3 protein-coding genes are annotated in these 21,739 nt (G+C 57.2%); all 3 read left to right on the forward strand.

Annotation, left to right across the window (positions count from 1 at the left end; genetic code table 11):
* Positions 1-106: 106 nt before the first annotated feature.
* Positions 107-16,546 carry a non-ribosomal peptide synthase/polyketide synthase gene (locus AC1RJW_RS29005; RefSeq protein WP_493047997.1) on the forward strand — a complete coding sequence of 5,480 codons (16,440 nt, stop codon included), beginning with the start codon at positions 107-109 and terminating at the stop codon, positions 16,544-16,546.
* A gap of 946 nt (positions 16,547-17,492) precedes the next feature.
* Positions 17,493-18,338 (forward strand): nucleotidyltransferase domain-containing protein, encoded by an 846-nt coding sequence (locus AC1RJW_RS29010; protein WP_493047998.1) that lies wholly within the window; start codon positions 17,493-17,495, stop codon positions 18,336-18,338.
* 189 nt (positions 18,339-18,527) lie between these two features.
* On the forward strand, positions 18,528-21,739 hold a 3,212-nt coding region (locus AC1RJW_RS29015; protein ID WP_493047999.1), incomplete at its 3' end, for a non-ribosomal peptide synthetase.

The raw sequence follows: 21,739 nt of genomic DNA on the forward strand, positions 1-21,739 counted from the left end.
CTGTCGTAATGGTGCATTCCGCCTGTCATGTCGGTGTTTGACCACCGACTTTCGCTACAAATCATCCCGAATCTATTCAGTCCCCCGGTTATTGAGGAATTTTTATATGAACACGAATGAGTTTCTAGTTTTCCTGCAAAAGAAGAACATCGCTGTCAGTGCAAAAAATGGAGAACTAGTCGTTCGCGCACCTCAAGGTACGATGGATGCGAAGCTTGCCGCCCTTCTCAGGGAGCATAAACAGGCGCTACTGGAGATTTGCAGCGCAAAGCAGGAAGCGCAGGGGGACGTGGAGACGGACTTGGGTAATTCGTCAGCTTATCGGACAGCGACGACAAGAATCACCCCCGAGATGCTGCCGCTCGTGCAGCTATCCCAGGCTGAAATCGATCGCGTGGTGCACGCTGTGCCGGGTGGGGCGTCAAATGTGCAAGACATCTATCCACTCTCCCCGTTGCAGGAAGGTATACTGTTTCACCATTTGATGCAAAGTACGGGCGATGCATATTTGACGCGATCAGTTTTTGTTTTTGAAAAACGGGAGCGGCTCGACCAATTTGTCTGCGCATTGCAAAAGGTGATAGACCGTCACGATATTTTGCGCAGTATGGTTCAATGGGCGGATTTGCCACAGGCAGTGCAAGTCGTGCTTCGGCAAGTCGCGCTGCCGGTCGAAGAGCTGCTCGTGGCAGCGGACGGGAATACGCGTCAGCAGATAATCGAGCGCACCGATTCGCGCCAGGTCCGCCTCGATCTTGCGCAAGCGCCTCTATTGAAGGCGTATATTGCGCAAGCTCCACTGGCCGGTGAAGTCTACCTGTCCCTGCTCTATCATCATCTGATCGCCGATCATGTGACGCTAGCCCTTATCCTCGATGAAATCAAGACCATCCTTGACGGTCGCGCGAGTAGCTTGCCGGCACCGTTGCCGTATCGAAATTTTATTGCACAAATTTTGTCTGTTCCCGAGTCGCACCACAGCGATTATTTCAAGGAGCAGCTTGGCCAGGTCGATGAAGCTACCGCACCGTATGGCATTTTGGAGGTCGCCGCTGATGGGGCGCAAGTGGTGGAGGCGACGCTAACGCTTGATGATGCGACGGCATATCGTATCCGGACCGCTGCTATCCAAGAGGGCGTTACTTCGGGCGTACTGTTCCACGCGGCATGGGCGCAGGTCCTGGCGCAACTTTGTGGTCGTGACGAGGTGGTCTTCGGTACAGTCGTGTCTGGCCGTATGCAGGGCTCGCAGGGGGCGGACCGTACTTTCGGTATGTTTATCAATACGCTGCCGATCCGAATTTCCCTGCATGAGCAGGATGCGCGGCATCTGGTCGCGGCAACGTATCGCGATCTGAGTGCCCTGCTCGCTCACGAACAGGCGTCCTTGTCCTTGGCACAGCGCTGCAGCGCCGTTGAGAGAGGAATGCCGTTGTTCACAAGCATCCTGAATTACCGGCATAGCGCGTCGAGCCCAGACGGCGCGGAGTCAGCCGGCGATGGATTCGAATGGGCTGGCATGCGTTCCGTCGGTGGCGAAGAGCGCACTAATTACCCGGTGACGGTATCGGTGGACGATTTTGGAAAGGGCTTCAGCCTTAAAGTGCAATGCGTGCCCGGAGTGAATTCGGAGCGTATCGCGGCATACCTGGCCCAGGCCATCGAAAGACTTGTCGACGCGCTTGAGCAGCAATGCACGCAGCCTGTACGCCAGCAGAGCATCCTGCCGGAAGATGAAAAACACCTGTTGCTGGTTGGCTTCAACGATACCGAGGTCAAGTATCCGCAAGATTTGCTGATCCATGAGCTGTTCGAAGCGCAGGTGGCCGCGCAACCGGATGCCGTCGCGCTCGTATTCGAGGACGCTAGCCTGAGCTATGGCGAACTGAATCGGCGTGCTAACGGCGTCGCCCATGCGCTGCTCTCGCTCGGCGTGCGTCCGGATGACCGTGTTGCGCTGTGCGCCGAGCGCAGCCTTGAGATGGTGGTGGGGCTGCTCGGTGTGCTGAAAGCGGGCGCTGCCTATGTTCCGCTTGATCCTGCCTACCCTGCCGAACGGCTGATCCACATGCTGACCGACAGCGCACCCGTGGCGGTGCTGACGCAACGCGCCCTGCAGGACACCGTTGCGCGGCTCGACAGCACTGGCACGCTGCCGCTGCTATCGCTCGACGACCTGGATGCGTATGGCGATACGAATCCGGACCCGGTCGCGCTCGGATTGACGGCACGCCATCTGGCCTACGTCATCTATACCTCCGGCTCGACTGGTATGCCCAAGGGGGCGATGAATCAACATGACGGCGTGGTGAACCGCTTGCTGTGGGCGCAAGGCGAGTACCGGCTCGATAGCAGTGATCGCGTACTGCAAAAGACCCCATACAGCTTTGACGTCTCCGTCTGGGAATTCTTCCTGCCTCTGCTCGCCGGCGCACGCCTCGTCATCGCCAGTCCTGAAGGGCATCAGAATCCGCTTTACCTGAGCCAGATCATCGATGATCAGGGGGTTACAACCCTGCATTTCGTGCCGTCCATGCTGTCAGCATTCCTGGCGCAGGATCGTACCGTTCCGCACTCCACCCTGCGCCGCGTGCTATGCAGTGGCGAGGCGTTACCCTACAACGTGCAGAAGCGTTTTGAACTGGTTTATCCGGGTGTGGAGTTGCATAACCTCTACGGTCCCACGGAGGCGGCGATCGACGTCACGTATTGGCGCTGCCACCCCGATCTGTTTGCTGGCATGGTGCCGATTGGTCGCCCAATTGCGAATACTCGTATCTACCTGCTCGATGATGAGTTGCAATTGGTTCCGCTGGGCGTTGCCGGGGAACTTCATATCGCCGGTGTTGCCGTTGGCCGCGGTTACCTGAACCGTCCAGAGCTGACTGCCGCGCGCTTCATTGCTGATCCTTTCAGCAATGATCCGGAAAGTCGCATGTACAAGACGGGAGACCTCTGTCGTTACTTGCCTGATGGAAATATTGAATATTTGGGCCGCAATGACTTCCAGGTGAAGATCCGCGGCCTGCGTATCGAACTGGGGGAAATTGAATCCCACATCCAGGCCTGTCCAGGCGTACGGGAAGCGATCGTCATTGCGCGTGGCGATGCTAGCGATCAGCCAGGAGACGCGCGCCTGGTAGCCTATTTGCTCGTCCAGCAGGGCGCTGCCCCTTCCGTCGCAGTACTGCGCGCCGAGCTGTCGCGCTTGGTGCCCCAATACATGGTGCCAAGCGCTTTCGTCTTCCTGGATGCTTTCCCGGTCACCGCAAACGGTAAACTCGACCGCCGCGCCCTGCCCGTGCCCGACCAGCTGGCTATGCTAAGTACCTCATACGAAGCGCCTCAAGGTACCGCCGAGATTACCGTCGCGGCAATCTGGCAGGATCTGCTTTGTCTGGAGCGGGTCGGCCGTCATGACCATTTCTTTGAGCTTGGCGGGCATTCCCTGCTGGCCGTGAAACTGGTATCGCGCCTGCGCCTTGAACTTGGTATCGAACTCAGCTTGCGCGAACTGTTTGATCATCCGACCGTGTCGGCCTTAAGCCAGGTTGTACAAGATGCGGCACCATCGCTCCTGTCGAACATCCGCCCGGCAGACCGCAATCAGGCCTTGCCCCTGTCGTTTGCACAGCAACGTCTCTGGTTTCTTGACCAACTCGATCATGCTGCTAGCGTGGTGTACCACATGCCTGCCAGCCTGCGCCTCCAGGGTAGCCTGGACCGTGGTGCATTGCAGGCGGCGCTCGATCGCATTATCGGTCGCCATGAAAGTCTGCGGACACAATTTGTCAGTGTCGGCGGCCAGCCCATGCAAGTGATTGCCGCCGCCGAATCCGGCTTTTCCCTGACTGAACATGATTTGAGCGCCTTGTCAGGAAACGAACAGAAAGCCGCTCTTGGACGCATGAGTGCGGACGAAGCCCTCACGCCGTTCGATCTCGCGACCGGCCCCCTGATCCGCGGTCGCCTTTTGCATCTGGGGAAGGACGATCATGTTTTGTTGGTGACACAGCATCATATTGTCTCCGACGGCTGGTCCATCGGCAACCTTGTGCGTGAGTTTGCCGCGCTGTATACGGCGTTTACCCAGCAACTGCCGGATCCGTTACCGGTATTGGCACTCCAGTACGTCGACTATGCTGCCTGGCAGCGCGAGTGGCTGCAAGGCGAGGCCTTGCAGCGGCAGGTGGATTACTGGCGCCTGCACCTCGCCGAAGCGCCGGCGTTGCTGGCAATGCCAGCCGACCGTCCGCGCCCAGCGGTGCAGAGCCATGCCGGTAGCACCGTCCCGGTGGTATTGTCCGCTGAATTGACAGCGAGCATGCGCGCACTTGGTCAACGCCATGGCGCGACTTTGTTCATGACTCTGCTAGCCGGTTGGTCGGCCCTGCTTGCGCGTATGAGCGGGCAAGACGACATTGTGGTCGGCACGCCGTTTGCGAACCGCCAACGTAGTGAAGTCGAGCCGTTGATTGGCTTTTTCGTCAATACGCTCGCGCTGCGCGTCAAGTTCGAAAACGACCTGAGCGTGAGTGCGCTAATTGCGCAGGTCAAGGCCGCCACACTCGAGGCGCATGCGCACCAGGACATCCCGTTCGAACAGGTGGTAGAACTCGTCAATCCTGCTCGCAGCCTCAGTCATAGCCCGATTTTTCAAGCCATGCTGGTGTTGCAAAATACACCGGATAGCGGTCCTTTATCGCTGCCAGGCTTGAGCCTTTCGGGACTCGAATCGGTTCAGACGACCGCTCACTTCGACTTGTCGCTAACGTTGGCAGAAGTTGACGATGTACTTGTCGGCCGGCTTGAGTACGCGACCGACCTGTTTGATCACGGCACCATCGAGCGTACGGTTCAATACTTTCAGGTGTTACTCGAAGGTATGGTGGAGGATCAGCAAAGAGCCGTGAGCGAATTGCCGCTGCTGTCCGCTTCACATCGGTCCCAGGTATTGGAGCAGTTCAATGACACGGCCGTCGGCTACCCGGATATGCAGCTGCTTCACGCGCTATTCGAAGTCCAGGCTGCTGCGCATCCAGATGCGCCAGCGGTAGTGTACGAAGACAAAAGTCTGAGCTACGCAGAGCTAAATCAGCGCGCCAACCAGGTGGCACATTACCTGATCGGCTTGGGTATCAAGCCAGACAATTTGGTCGCTCTATGTGTCGAGCGCAGCATCGAGATGATGGTTGGCCTCTTCGGTATTTTGAAGGCAGGTGCCGCTTATTTACCGCTTGATCCAAACAATCCGCCCGAGCGGCTTGCCTACATACTGGGTGACAGCGCACCGGCCGCGATGCTTAGCCAGCAGGCGTTGATAAGCAGCTTGCCTCAGTCCGCGATGCCAGTACTGACTCTCGACGGCGGGCATCAGCCTTGGTCCGGCTTGCCCGTGCACAATCCCGACCCCGTCGCACTGGGACTCGGCGCGCACCATTTGGCCTACGTCATGTATACCTCTGGTTCGACCGGCGACGCGAAGGGTGTGGCGGTCGAGCATCGATCCCCAGTCAATTTCTGGCACGTACTGGAACATACCGCATACGGTCAACACAAACCTTCGCGTGTCGCACTGAACTCGTCATTTGCTTTTGACGCTTCGCTCAAAGGCATCGTACAGTTGCTCTCGGGCCGTTGCGTATATGTGATTCCCCAGGGCATTCGCGCCGATGGTGCGGCCATGCTTGCATACCTGGAAGCGAACCAGATCGAATCGTTCGATTGTACCCCGCTGCAGCTATCGGCGCTGCTGGCCGCGGGCCTGCTCGATCATCCCCGCTATCGTCCGCCCTGTATTCTGGTTGGTGCTGACGTGATCGATACTGCTATGTGGACGAAACTCAGAGGTTCGACGACCACACGTTTCTTTAATATGTATGGTCCGACCGAAACGACGGTCGATGCGACGCTCTGTAGTATCCGCGAGGCCGGCGCATCGCCCACGATCGGCCGCCCGATCGACAATATGCAGGTTTACATCCTGGACGGCGCACGCCAGCCGGTACCAGTTGGCGTCACTGGGGAGTTGTACATCGGCGGTGCGGGCGTGGCGCGGGGCTACCTTGGACGGCCCGCACTCACTGCAGAGCGTTTCCTGGCCGATCCGTTTAACAGCGGTGTCCGCGCACGCATGTATAAAACTGGTGACATCGGGCGATGGTTGCCGGATGGCAACATTGAATACGTAGGGCGCAATGATTTTCAGGTCAAGATCCGGGGTTTTCGCATCGAACTGGGCGAAATCGAATCCAAACTACGCAGTTGCGCGGGGGTACGCGAAGCTATTGTCGTTGCCATGGAAGATGGACGCGACGATCAGCCTGGTGAGAAGCGTCTGGTAGCGTACGTGATTGCGCAAGACAGCGTGATCTTGGCACCGGCAAATTTGCGTGGCGAGCTCATGTCCGTGTTGCCACAGCATATGATTCCAGCAGCATTTGTCGCGCTTGATGCATTCCCGCTCAATTCCAGTGGGAAATTGGATCGTCGCGCCCTACCCGCGCCGGATGCCTCGTCGATGGTGACGCGTGCGTATGAGCCACCGCACGGGGAACTGGAGACAAAGATAGCCGCAACCTGGAGCGCGCTGCTGAAATTGACCCAGGTGGGACGCCAGGACAATTTCTTTGAGCTGGGCGGACACTCGCTGCTGGCTGTTCAACTGATTGCTAAACTACACCAACAGTTTGACGTTGCCCTGCCGCTTGCCGCGTTTTTTTCCAATCCAAGCATTGCGGCGCTGGCCGAGCGGATCGCAGAAGCTGAGACCGATGCGTACCTGGCTATCCCGGCACTGCCGTCTGCACCGCGTTACAACCTGTCGCATCCGCAGCTAAGGCTGTGGATCTTCCAGCAAATCAACCCGCACAGTACCGCCTACCACATGCCCGGTGCCGTGGAACTGCCATCGGAAGTGTCTCCGATGCTGCTGCAGCGTGTCGTGCGCAAACTGGTCGAACGCCAAGCCTCTCTGCGCACGGTATTTATACCAGTGGATGGCATTCCTGCGCAGATCGTTCTTGAAGAGATGCCTTTCGAGCTACCTGTGGTCAAGGTCGCATGCGACGACTCCCTGTCCGCCTTAATGCATGAGCATGCCTTGCGTCCGTTTGACCTTGAAACTGGCCCGCTATTTCGCGCTACCATTGCCAAACGCGTTGACGGCAGCATGACGCTGCTGTGGAACATGCACCACATTATTGCGGATGGCGCATCGTTCGAGATTCTCAAGCGGGAGGCACTGGCCTTGATCGCCGCTTATCAAAAAGGGCAGGCCGATCCGTTGGCCCGATTGCCGATCCGTTACGTCGATTTCGCAGCGTGGCAGCAAGCGATGCTCGACATGGATCGCCAGGGTAGTCATTTGTTCTGGCACGCCAATCTGGGAGGTAAGGTGCCTAGGCTCGACCTTCCGTATGACTATCCGCCAGTGAGCCATCTACACCATCAGGGGGCGTCGTACTCGTTTTGCGTTTCCGCCAACGTTTCGAAGGGGTTACAGGCTCTCGGTGCCGCGCGCAACGCCACTGCCTTCATGGTACTGATGTCCGGCTTCTTGGCCTTGCTGTCCAAGCTTACCCGGCAATCTGACCTTATTATCGGGATGCCTGTAGCGGGGCGCGAACATCCAGATACCCGGGAACTAATTGGTTGCTTCATCAATACGGTGATGTTGCGCAATCGCATTGACAATACGGCATCTTTTTCCCGGATTGTCGAGCAGGTCAGGGAATCGACACTGGCGGCATTGGAGCATCAGAGCTATCCGTTCGAAAAGTTGCTCGATGAATTGCACGTACCTCGTGATCTGGGACGTTTCCCCATCTCATCCGTGTTCATGAATTTCCAAGCGCTTGGCGAACCTGATGCTTCGTATTTCGATGGCTCCCAGGCCTGTCCACAACGCGGCCACCGGTCACTCGACAGCGAAGTCAAGTTCGACCTAAACCTGTATGCACGTCAATCTGGCGACGAAATCAGCTTCGATTGCCATTACCGTACCGCCTGCTTCAAGCCGGAAACGATTGAGCATATCTTTGGTCAATATGCGCACCTGCTCGAACAGGTTGCACACGATCCCGAACTCGTTCCGGGAAATTTCGATTTCCTGGCGCTTCCGAGCACCCTCGCGGCAGAGGATAAGCAACGTATCTTGGCTGCCTGGGATCAGGTGCAACCTGGATTTACGGACTTGTCCGATGCCGACTTGAAGCTCGCCCTGCCATTCGATCATGTCATGGCGATGTTTGGGCGGATTACCGCTCAGGATCCTGGGCATGTCGCCATCGAATGGCGCGACGTCCAACTCAGCTATGGTGAGCTGGACCTCCGTGCTAACCAAGTGGCCAACTGGTTGCTTGGCCACGGGGCCAGTGTTGGTGCTATCGTTGTATTGCTGCTGCAGGACCCGGTGGCGCAAATTGTGGCTACCCTTGGCGTACTCAAGGCCGGCTGTGTATTCGCGTCGGCCAATATCCAGCACCCCGAGCAACGCTTGCGCACGCTTTTCGGCCTCGTTTCGCCGCGCTTTGTCGTGACCGACACGCTCTGCCTCGATCGGCTGGCTCCGCTTCTGGTGGGCGACACCAGTGTTGCCCACATCCTGGCGCTCGATGATGGAGATAGAGCGATGCTACCGGCTACCTGCACCCGCAACGGCGCGGCCGTCGACTCCCTTGCTTCGGTCAGCAAGTGTGCAGTGCAAGTCGCGGTGTCACCAGACGCCCCGTGTTACATCTATTTCACCTCCGGTTCCACAGGCACGCCAAAAGCAGTGGTTGGCCGCAGCAATGGTCTTGCACATTTCGTTCAATGGGAGATCAGCGCTTTCAATCTTGACAAATCTTCGCGCATCAGTCAGCTAACGACACCGACCTTCGATGTCTACCTGCGCGACATTTTCGCCGGTCTGTGCTCCGGCGGCACGGTATGCATTCCACCGTCAACTGAAGTCTTCGACAATGCGGCGCTGCTGTCCTGGCTTGAACAAGCACGTATTACTCTCATGCACTGCGTGCCGTCGCTCTTCAAACTCCTGTTCGGCCCAGACCTGGGGGGCGAGAGACTCCCGACGCTGCAATGGGCGTTGTTGGCTGGAGAGCCGTTGAGTCCTGCGATGGTAAACCAGTGGATAGCCCTGTTCGGTGCGCGCATACAGTTGGTCAATCTGTACGGACCCACGGAAACCACCCTGGCCAAGTTCTTCTACCTGGTACCGAGCCGGATCACCACCGACAGCTTCATCCCCGTTGGCCGACCAATCCCCGGCGCGCAGGCTATTTTGCTTAACGATAATCTTGATCCATGCCAAGCTGGCGAAATCGGTGAAATATATATTCGCACGCCTTACCGTAGCCTGGGTTACCACGGACAGGACGCGTTGAACCGTCAGGCTTTCATCCGGAATCCGTTCACCACAGGAACGGACGATATCCTGTACAAGACGGGTGACTTGGCGACCGTCCTTGCAGATGGCAATTTTCATTTAGTTGGCAGAAAAGATTTTCAAGTCAAGATCCGCGGTCATCGTATCGAGCTCGGTGAAATCGAGACGAGACTGATGGCTTGCCCGGGCATCCGTGACGCCGTCGTTATTGCACGGGACCTCGATCTTGCGGAGCCGGACGAAGTGCGTTTGGTGGCCTATCTGGTCGTCCAGGACGGTGCCTCGCCGACGGCGACCGACTTGCGAGACGCCCTGTCGGTGCTGTTGCCGGACTACATGCTACCGAGCGCCTTCGTTACTATGGCTGCTTTCCCACTCATGTCAAACGGCAAGCTAGACCGCCGCGCTCTGCCCGCACCTGGTCAGTGGGCTGTGGCGAACCGGACCTATGAGGCCCCGCGAGGGAACCTAGAGACTGCCATCGCCACCATCTGGCAGGATCTCCTGCGACTGGATCAAGTAGGGCGCCGCGACAACTTCTTCGAGTTGGGTGGCCATTCGTTGCTGGCAGTGCGGTTCGCCTCGTGCCTGCGCAAAGATCTTGGCATCGACCTGCCGCTGCGCGATCTGTTTGCATACCCAGCCTTGGCTGATCTAGCGCAGCAGCTAGGTGCCTCCGGGCCATCGGCACTACCGGTAATCGGGTTGGCTGATCGGCGCACCCCGCTGCCGCTGTCGTTCGCCCAGCAACGCCTTTGGGTGCTCGACCAGCTTGGCCATGCTGCTTACCATATGCCGGCAGGCTTGCGGCTGCAGGGTTGCCTGGACCACAGCGCCTTGCAGTCGGCACTCGACCGTATCGTTGCCCGCCATGAAAGCCTGCGCACAGCGTTTGCCACCATCGATGGCCAGCCGGTACAGATGTTCGCGCCGGCCGATTGCGGATTTTCGTTGTTAGAGCAAGATCTGAGCATGCTGGCGGGACATGAACAACAAGCAGCGGTGGCGCGCATCAGTACTGATGAGGCGTGCATGCCGTTCGATCTTGCCGCCGGTCCGCTGATCCGCGGACGGCTATTGCGCCTCAGCCAGGATCATCACGTTCTGCTGGTTACCCAGCATCACATCGTTTCGGATGGATGGTCTTTGGGCATCCTGGTGCGCGAATTCGCCTCCTTGTATACGGCATTCACCCGGCGGCAGCCAGACCCATTACCGGTATTGGCGATCCAGTATGCCGATTATGCAGTCTGGCAGCGTGAGCGCATGCAGGGCGAGGCGCTGCAACGACAGGGCGACTTCTGGCGCCAGCATCTTGCCGGCGCGCCGGCGCTGCTGGAAATGCCAACGGACCGCCCGCGTCCGGCCATACAGAGCCATGCCGGCAACACGGTCCCGATGTCTCTTAGCGCCCAACTGACCGCCGGGTTGCGTCTGCTCAGCCAGCTTCATGGCGCGACCCTGTTCATGACCCTCCTGGCAGGCTGGTCGGCCCTGCTCGCACGTATGAGCGGGCAGGACGACGTCGTCGTCGGCACGCCATTCGCGAACCGCCAGCGCAGCGAAGTTGAGCCACTGATCGGCTTTTTCGTCAATACGCTCGCGCTGCGCGTCAAGCTCGATAATGACCCGACCGTGGCGGCACTGATCGAACAGGTCAAGGACGTCGCACTAGACGCGCATGCCCATCAGGACATTCCGTTCGAACAGGTGGTCGCAATGATCAATCCTACACGCGGCCTTAGCCATAGCCCGGTCTTTCAAACCATGCTAGTGCTGCAGAACACGCCCGACACGGGGCCCGTCTCGCTGCCGGACCTGACCTTGTCGGGCATCGCGACGGCACATACGACCGCCCGATTCGATGTGTCGCTGTCGCTGACGGAAGTGGACGATGTGCTCACGGGACGACTCGAGTATGCAAGTGATTTGTTTGATCACAGCACCGTCGAGCGCCTGGCTCAGCATTTGAATGTACTCCTAACGGGCATGGTGGAAAACGAACAGACGCGGGTAAGTGAACTGCCGCTGCTGTCTGCCAGCCAACAGGAGCAGTTGCTGGTTGGTTTCAACGATACCGAGGTCAAGTATCCGCAAGATTTGCTGATCCATGAGCTGTTCGAAGCGCAGGTGGCCGCGCAACCGGATGCCGTCGCGCTCGTATTCGAGGACACTAGTCTGAGCTATGGCGAACTGAATCGGCGTGCTAACGGCGTCGCCCATGCGCTGCTCTCGCTCGGCGTGCGTCCGGATGACCGTGTTGCGCTGTGCGCCGAGCGCAGCCTTGAGATGGTGGTGGGGCTGCTCGGTGTGCTGAAAGCGGGCGCTGCCTATGTTCCGCTTGATCCTGCCTACCCGGCCGAACGGCTGACCCACATGCTGACCGACAGCGCACCCGTGGCGGTGCTGACGCAACGTGCCCTGCAGGACACCGTTGCGCGGCTCGATAGCACTGGCACGCTGCCGGTGCTATCGCTTGACGACCTGGATGCGTATGGCGATACCAATCCAGACCCGGTCGCGCTCGGATTAACGGCACGCCATCTGGCCTACGTCATCTATACCTCCGGCTCGACTGGGGTGCCGAAAGGCGTCATGGTCGAACATGCTGGATTGAGCAATCTTGTCGCCGCACAGATACCCCTTCTTTCGGTTACCGCGGATAGTCGCGTCCTGCAATTCGTCTCGGTTAGCTTTGACGTCAGCATTTCCGAAATTGGCATGGCCTTGTGTAGCGGTGCCAGCTTGTATATGGCGACGCCGGAAGCACTGTTGCCAGGTGCCCCGCTCGTACAAACCTTGCGCCGATATGACATTACGCATATCAGCTTGCCGATGGCGGCGCTGGCGGCGCTGCCGTGTGACGCTCAGCTCGACAAGCTTGGCACCGTGGTAGTCGGTGGCGAGGCGCTTCCCCCGGCATTGGCGAACCGCTGGGCGGCGCGGTGCAATCTCTTTAATGCCTATGGGCCGACTGAGGCCACCGTCTGCGTATCCCAATATCCATGCAGGATCACTGACCGCCATAGTGTACCGGTCGGGCGTCCGATCGCGAACACCCGGATCTATCTCCTGAACAGCAATCTGCAGGTGGTTCCGCTGGGCGTAGCAGGCGAGGTCTATATTGGCGGCATAGGGGTGGCGCGTGGCTACTTAAATCAGCCAGTCCTGAGCGAAGAGCGTTTCATTGCCGACCCGTTGAGCAACAATGCCGGCGCGCGGCTGTATAAGACGGGTGACCTGGCGCGTTATTTGCCAGACGGAAATATCGAATACCTGGGTCGCAATGACTTCCAAGTCAAGATTCGCGGCTTCCGCATTGAGCTCGGCGAAATCGAAACAGCATTAGCCGCCTGTGATGGGGTGCGCGACACGGCGGTGATCGCCATGACAGATGATTTGGCCAGCCAGTCTGTCGACAAGCGGCTCGTGGCCTATCTGGTAGCGCATGAGGGCCAGACGCTATCACCAGCAAAATTGCGCGCGCAACTGTCGATCCTGCTACCGCACTACATGGTGCCCAGTGTTTTCGTTACTCTTGATGTATTTCCGCTTACCCCTAATGGGAAGCTCGATCGTCTGGCGCTGCCTGTGCCCGATCGATCGGCCATTGTGGCAATGGCATACGAAGCGCCACTTGGCACCTCGGAAAAAGCCATTGCTACGATTTGGGAGGAACTCCTCAAGCTGACCGATGTCGGCCGGCATGATCATTTCTTTGATCTTGGCGGACATTCGCTGCTTGCTGTGCAGTTTGCCTCGCGCTTGCGTGCTGAAATGGGAATTGAGCTTGCAATACGTGATGTGTTTGCGAATCCGACGCTGTCAGGGCTGGCAAAAATTGTTGATATGATAACCCCGGAAATTGCGACAGCAATTCCTTTGGCCGAGCGCAGCAAACCGTTGCCATTATCGTTTGCCCAGCAGCGTCTTTGGTTCCTCGACCAGTTTGATCACGCCGCCAGCGCGGCCTACCACTTGGCTTCTGGACTGCGGCTTCAGGGCAAGCTCGATCGTGACGCCCTGATAGCTGCATTGAACCGCGTCGTTGCTCGCCATGAGGCGTTACGTACCACGTTCGTGCAGGTCGAGGGTCAGCCGACACAATGCATCGCACCGCCAGAGTGCGGGTTTGTGCTTGTCGAGCATGACTTGAGCGCGTTGGGCGAGAGTGAGCAGAGAGAGGCCGTGTCAAGCCTTGCCAGCAAAGAGGCACGTACAGCATTCGAGTTGCCCGCGGGTCCGATGATCCGCGGTCGCCTGTTATGCCTTGGGAAAGACAATCATGTGCTTCTGGTCACGCAGCACCATATTGTCACTGATGGCTGGTCCATCGGTATTCTGGTGCGCGAATTCGCCGTGCTATACACTGCGTTCACCCAACAACTGCCTGATCCGTTGCCGGCACTGGTGATCCAGTATGCTGATTATGCGGCCTGGCAGCGCGAGCGCATGCAAGGCCAGGCGCTTCAGCAGCAGGCTGATTTTTGGTACCATCACTTGGCTGGTGCGCCGGCGCTGCTGGAAATGCCGACCGATCGCTCACGTCCTTCGATGCAGAGCCATGCCGGCAACACCGTCGCGGTGACGCTCTCGGCCGAACTGACTGCAGGCTTGCGCGCTCTAGGCCAACGTCATGGCGCGACCCTGTTTATGACACTGCTGGCGGGTTGGTCGGCCCTGCTCGCGCGCATGAGCGGGCAGGATGATGTGGTGATCGGCACGCCGTTCGCGAATCGCCAGCGCAGCGAAGTCGAGCCGCTGATCGGGTTTTTCGTTAATACGCTCGCGCTGCGCGTCAAGCTCGAGAACAATCCGAGCGTGGCTGCGCTGATCGAGCAGGTCAAAGCGACCACGTTGGAAGCGCATGCGCATCAGGATATCCCGTTTGAACAGGTCGTCGAATTGGTCAATCCCGCCCGTAGCCTTGGGCACAGCCCGATTTTCCAGGCCATGCTAATGTTGCTCAACACGCCAGACATGGAGCCCATGTCACTGCCGGGCCTCACTCTGTCGGGAATCGCGACGGTCCATACCACTGCTCACTACGATTTGTCTCTGTCGCTTGCTGAAGCGGACGGTGGCATCGTCGGTCGCCTCGAATATGCGAGCGACCTGTTTGATCAGGGTACCGTCGAACGCCTGCTGCAGCATTTCCAGGTGTTACTGACGGCGATGGTGACAGACGAGCGGACACTCATCAGCGAACTGCCGCTGTTGTCGGCCCCACAGCAGAAGCAGTTGCTGGTCGACTTCAACGATACAACGGTCGAATATCCACAAGATTTGCTGATCCATCAGCTGTTTGAAGCACGGGCAGCCGCACAGCCCGATGCGATAGCATTGGTGTTTGAGGGGCACCTGCTGAGTTACAACGAACTGAACCGCCGTGCCAATAGAGTCGCCCACACGCTGCTCGCCCTTGGCATCAGGCCGGACGACCGTGTTGCCCTGTGCGTCGGGCGTAGTCCCGAGATGGTGGCCGGCGTGCTCGGCGTGCTCAAGGCGGGTGCTGCCTATGTGCCGCTCGACCCGGCTTATCCGGCTGAGCGTTTGGCGTATATGCTCGCCGACAGTGCACCCAAAGCTGTTCTGACCCAGACTGCAGTATGCGAAGCACTTGGGCCGGTCGGCAGCGTTGCAATGCCTATGCTGCTGCTGGATGAAATGCCTGCGTCTGCTGATACCAATCCGGATCTGTGTGCGTCAATATTGACGCCGGAAAAACTCGCCTACGTTATCTATACCTCAGGGTCAACAGGCCAGCCTAAGGGAGTCATGGTAGAGCATGGTTCGGTTGTGAATTTCCTGCAGTCGATGTCGATCGTGCCGGGCATTTCCTCCGAAGATACGTTGCTGGCGGTCACAACTTTGTCTTTTGATATTGCTGGCCTCGAGTTGTATTTACCGCTCATGACTGGTGCCAGGATCGTCCTTCTGGATGCGTCTGCTGCATCTGATCCATCCCGTTTGCAAGCGGCAATCGACGACTACGGAGTCACCGTCATGCAGGCCACACCAGCGACCTGGACCTTGCTTCTTGCGAATGGCTGGTTGGGCAATAGCAGGCTTCGGGCCCTCTGTGGCGGTGAAGCGATGACGGTCGAGCTGTCGCAGCGACTTGCCGGACATGTCGGTCAAGTCTGGAATTTATATGGCCCGACGGAGACGACAATCTGGTCCACCTGCATGCAGGTCACCGAGCGCTGCCCCGCTACACTAACTGAGCCGATAGGACGGCCGATTGCCAATACGCGCATCTACCTTCTGGATCGCCAGCTGCAACCGGTTCCGCTCGGTGTCATCGGCCAGCTCTATATCGGTGGCGCGGGGTTGGCGCGTGGTTATTTGAACCGCCCAGAACTGACCAGCGAATGTTTCATCAGCGACCCATTTGATACCGAAGCGGGCGGGCGCTTATACAGAACTGGCGATCTGGCGCGGTATCTTCCTGACGGTAATCTCGAATTCCTGGGGCGTAACGACTCGCAAGTCAAGATTCGTGGCCTACGCATTGAACTTGGCGAAATCGAAGCTAGGCTGATCGACGTCCCAGGTGTACATCAGGCGGTTGTTGTTGCACGCGAACGTATAGCGGACCAGCCGGGCGACATGCATTTGGTTGCCTACTTGATTGGGCAGGATGGTATCAGTTTGCCGGTAGGTGAACTGCGCACCCAGTTGTCGGCTGTGTTGCCGCACTATATGGTGCCAAATGCGTTCATGTTTCTCGATGCCTTCCCCCGCACGCCTAATGGCAAGCTCGATCGCCGAGCCTTACCTGCGCCCGACCATGCAGCCATCGTGAGCAAAGCCTACGATGAGCCAACTGGGCTCGTTGAAATAGCGATCGCCTCGATCTGGATCAACTTGTTGCACGTGGGGCAGGTAGGGCGCCGCGATCACTTCTTTGAACTTGGCGGCCACTCTCTGCTGGCGATGCAGCTAGTTCTTCGCCTTCAGGAGGAGTTCCATGTGCATGTGCCCGTCCGGTCAGTCTTTGACAAACCGCAACTTGCGGCTCTTGCTGAACATGTCACAGAACTTCAGTTCGCGCATTTCTTGGGGCAAGAAAAAGAAGACTTGGAGGACCAGCTCGATTCCATGACTGCGGAGGAGCTCATGGCTCTTCTCGAAAAGGATGATGTCAATGACTGAGCATCGCTATACAAGTTACCACTTGCAACCTTACGCCCGCTTTGATCGTCAGGCCTCGAGATAGTCATTAAGCATTGATTGCCTGGTCTTAGTGCAATACAAACGAGGAAGAAATTAGCAGGCGTCTTGCACTTTAACTGAAAATTTCTCTTTGGCTGTGACTAGGGCGCATATAACGTTTTGGAGAAAATCCCTGTGACGGTGTCGTCGGCAGGGACTTTCATCATTATTCCGAACTGCGCTGAAACTATTTGCGGCGATGACGAGATGTGGGAAGCTATTTCTACCCCGTGCGGATTTTTTTTGGGGGAAAAGTTTGGCGTGTGGTCGATTGGTTATTATTGGTGAGTTTTACACGCATTTTGCCCTGATATACTCAGCCGCTCTGAAACGAATTCCAGTCATCGTTTCTGGTCGGCTAACGTATGCCTGGAACATCTGCGTACTCTTGCTGATTTTATTTGTTGGGCATAATTGAATTACGTTGGGCAAATAGCTTCGATATTTTTTTTGGTCTAGGACCAATAAAGGGGATCGATTGAGTGTCGCGGTTCTTTGCCGCGCAGTGGTGCTTTCATAATTCTAAATATTTTTACTCAATAAAAATTAGTCAACCAATTTATCGACATTTTTGAGAAATTTACGTATGTGCCATGCTGGAAAAATTATGAGACATTCGTCATCTGGAAGTATCTCGCGTCACCTCCTCCCTCTTCCTTCATGTTTACAGGTGTTCTTTCGATGAAATAACTCGGGGATGTGTCGTCCCGCGCCTGTAGAGTCGGAAGAGATCCGCTGATCTGCGCCGCGTTTGAGACCTGAGGAGTCATCTGGAGCAAGCACCATAACGTTGCATGCTTCCCTCCACTGGTCGACATCAGCCCTAACTCTATCCCTGTGTTGCGGCTTGAACCAGGCTTTTCAACTGTTTTCATGAACTGATTAAATGATTAATAGCATTCTTGACGTTGCATACCCAGGCATTGCACCACAGGGAACAATTCCATCGAGGGAGGAGGCAGTTCAGACGGTACGTGACTTTGTCGCTACGCGATTCCCGGAAGCCATTTGCGCTTTCTGCTTTGGATCCTATTCTAGAAATGAACAGAAGTGGTTTTCTGATCTGGATGTATTTGTGATTCTTCCAAAGTTCTCAGCCGGAAAGATGTGCGAGATGCAGCGTATTATTCACAAAGGGCTGAGGGTCGAAGCCTTCGTTTATACGGAGGAGTCGTTCCAAAAGGCAATGCAACGACTTACCCGGGATGGACGATTTGTTTATCATGCGGCCGTGCTCGAAGGGGTGCTCGTCGCCGGATGTGAAAAGACGTTCAAAAAGCTGCAGGAAACCACGCGCATATCGATTGCCAAGCCTCGGCCTCCGATGGCTCCAATATTCCTTACCTATTTCCGGACATATGTATCCTCGCAACTGGTCAAGCTATCACAAGTCCAGGACGCATTTAGTATGGCGCACCACGCATATAACGTTTACACCACCTTGTATTTGGCGATCCTTCGTCACGAAAAAAACGAAACATATAATATGGATATCTTGCCAAAGGTATTCCGCAAACATGATCCCTCCTCTGCTGAAAAAGTGGAAGCAGCATATCTGAAGCTTTGTTCGACCGCAGACCCTTCAGATTTTATTCACGTCAACAAGCTACTGCTCGACCGTATCGGTGGGCCAGCCTGGCATGGCGTGCACGACCCCTATCCCGGCGACATGACGTTTGGCGCGATGCTTCGCATGCGCCTGCGGTCAAAATTCGCATCCAAACGGGCATAACCAAGGCCACCTGTTTTCCGCCGTTTGGAGCGAATGCGTATGTTGCGATACGTCGCCCTGAATAGGTGCGCCGTCCCAACGTGATTCACGCTTTCCGCTCTCTCGCAGCGGTTCTTCCATTCCCGTCACTGGCGCGGCGGCGTTTCTTCGCGTCTTCGAACAGATATTGCATTTAACAAAGGATTTGTCGTGGCTTTGCTTCCAGAGAATGAAACCAAGATGCACCCCTTATCGTCCGCGCAAGACATGGTCTGGTTCGACCAAATATTGAATCCGGAGTCCGTTTATTACAACATCGGGTTCGTTTGGGAAACGCGGGGGGACATCGACACCAATCTCCTGGAGCAGGCAATCAACCAGGTGGCCAACAGCAACGATGGGCTACGCCTCATCTTTAGCGTCGAGGATGGGTTTCCTCGGCAGACCGTTCTGCCGTCGGTGGCAATCAAGTTGCGTTTCATCGACCTGAGCGGCCAGCCCAACGCCAACGAACTTGCGCGCGAGCATCTGCAGGCGGCATTAAACAGGCCATTTAAGCTCGATGGTGGACTAATCTGGGATACCGTGTTTGTGCGTGTCGACGCCGACACGGGCTACTGCCTGCATAGTCATCACCACCTGATGACTGATTATTATGGTTTTATCCTGGTAGCGCGGACCTTTGCTGACGCCTATAATCGATTGTTGTCCGACCGCAGTACGGTGCAGCCTCAAGGGCCGTCATATCTTGATTTTGTCGCTGAAGATCGTCACTATTTGTGCTCCAAGCGTTACCACAATGACATGCAGTTCTGGCGCGAGCGTTTTCCGCTCTTGCCACCACCGCTGTTTGAACGCAAGCGCGGCTTGTCTCAGAGCCAGATTGCGCCAAGTGGTCGCGTACGTTGGGCAATTTCTCGCTCCCAGTTTGATCGCCTCGCTGCATTTGCCGTTGACGTGGGTTCCTCTGCACCAACACTGATCCTGGCTGCACTCGCTCTTTATTTTGCGCGCAGTAGCGAGGCGGACGAAGTAGTCATCGGCTATGCAATGCATAATCGTGCGACTGCCAGTCACAAGCAGACGTTCGGCATGTTTTCATCAATTATTCCTGTTGGTATTAAGGTTAATCTGGCAGTGTCGCTCAAGGAGTTTGTTGCAGACATTACCGCTGAATTGCGTCGTTGCTACCGTCACCAGCGTTTTCCGATCGCCGAAGTCAATCGTGGCGTAAAGCTAGGCCGTTCGGGCCGTAGCCACATGTTCGATGTCAGCATGTGTTTCATGGGGTTCCGCGCTGACATGATGCTGGGAGATGCGCCGGCAATCATTAACGCCATGGACACCGGTTTCGACCAGACGCCGCTGGCTCTTATTTTCCGCGACCACCATGCGAAAGAAGAGATTACCGTCGACTTCAACTACAACACGGCGGTTTTTGAGCGCGACGAGGCGGAAAGGATTCAGCGCAATTTCGCGTTTCTGTTGCAGGAGCTGGTCCACCATGCCGATTCGCCCGTATTTGCCATCCCGCTCATACATGGCGCCGAACGCGATACCTTGCTCAATCAATGGAATCAGACCGCCCAGGCCTATCCGCAGGGGCGCTTGGTGCATCAGTTGTTCGAGGAGTGGGCTGCGGCCGATCCGGATGCGCCGGCGCTGGTGTTTCAAGGACGCCGCCTCAGTTATGGCGAGTTGAATCGACGTGCTAACCAGGTCGCTCATACCCTGCTGGCTTACAACGTGCGCCCGAATGACCGGGTCGCGATCTGCGCCGGACGTGACCCTGACCTGGTAATTGGACTACTGGGCGTTCTCAAAGCCGGGGCTGCCTATGTCCCGCTGGACCCGACCTATCCCGCTGAGCGCCTGTCACATATGGTGAACGACAGTGCGCCGGTCGCTATCCTTACGCAGTCTTCGATGCTCGACACGCTTGCTCGGTCGGGCAGTGCGGTGTCCACACGCCCTGTATTGCTGCTCGACCGCTTGGCAGCGCAGAGCGAGGTCAATCCCGATACCTCTGCGCTAGGTCTTACCGCCAGCGATCTGGCGTATGTCATTTACACATCGGGGTCGACCGGTTTGCCCAAGGGCGTCATGATTGAGCATGCTGGCTTCCTCAATTATCTCCAGTGGGCACTGTCCGAGTATGCTGCGCGAGGCAGACGCAACGCCCTCGTTTCTTCGTCTATTTCGTTTGACGCTACGATCACTAGTCTCTATTTGCCGCTGCTCAGTGGTGGTGTCGCAACGCTCATTCCCGATGGCAGCGAGTTGATTGACCTGGAAGCGCTGCTGGCAAAGCCGGGCAGCCATGGCTTGGTGAAGATTACCCCTTCGCACCTGAAGCAGTTGGGGGAGCGGTTGCAGCAGGTAGGCCTGCAGTCTTCGGTCGACGTATTTGTGGTCGGCGGTGAGGCCCTGCCACGCGAAACAGTCGCGCTTTGGAATAGCATCGATCCGGCCATACGCATTGTTAACGAGTACGGTCCCACCGAGACAGTCGTCGGGTGCATTGTGCATGACGCGGTCGCCTCCCAGTTAAGTGGCAGCGAGGTTCCCATCGGTCGTCCAATCGCCAATACAGACATCTACTTGCTGGACCAATATCTGCAGCCAGTCCCGCTTGGCTTCCCTGGCGAAATATATATCGGCGGCGCCGGCGTGGCGCGCGGCTATTTGAACCGTCCAGAGCTGACCGCTGAACGCTTCATCGCTGACCCATTCAGTGACGCTCCGAAGGCCCGCCTATACAAGACGGGCGACCTGGCGCGCTACCGCCCTGACGGTACCATCGAATATCTAGGCCGTAACGACTTCCAGGTCAAGATCCGTGGTTTCCGGATCGAGCCGGGCGAGATCGAGGCGCAACTTGCGGCTTGTCCTGGCATCCGCCAGGCGATTGTCATTACCCATGGAGACAGCCCGGACGACAAACGTCTCGTGGCCTATGTGCTGATGCAGGAAGGAGCGCCCGCCTTCGATGCAGCCACGCTACGCAACATGCTGCTGGAAACGCTCCCTAGCTTCATGGTCCCGGGACATTTCATCGGAATTGATCATGTTCCCCTGACATCGAATGGAAAAATTGACCGTGGCGCCCTTCCTGCGCCAGAGCTGACGCGCACCGAGACTGGTTACACGGCGCCACGCACTATGACGGAGGAGCGCATTGCTGCCATCTGGGCCCAGGTGCTCAAGCTGGACAAGGTTGGCATTCATGACAATTTCTTTGAACTTGGCGGCCACTCGCTGCTGGCGGTGTCGCTGATCGAACGCATGCGCGGCGCCGGGTTGCAGGGCGATGTGCGGACCTTGTTCGCGACCCCGACCATCGCCGCTTTGGCGGATGCTGCCGCGCCGGCTATGGTGGTCGAGGTGCCGCCGAATTTGATTGTGCCAGGCTGCGCCGCGAT

It is taken from the genome of Janthinobacterium sp. GW822-FHT07A03, assembly GCF_058798815.1.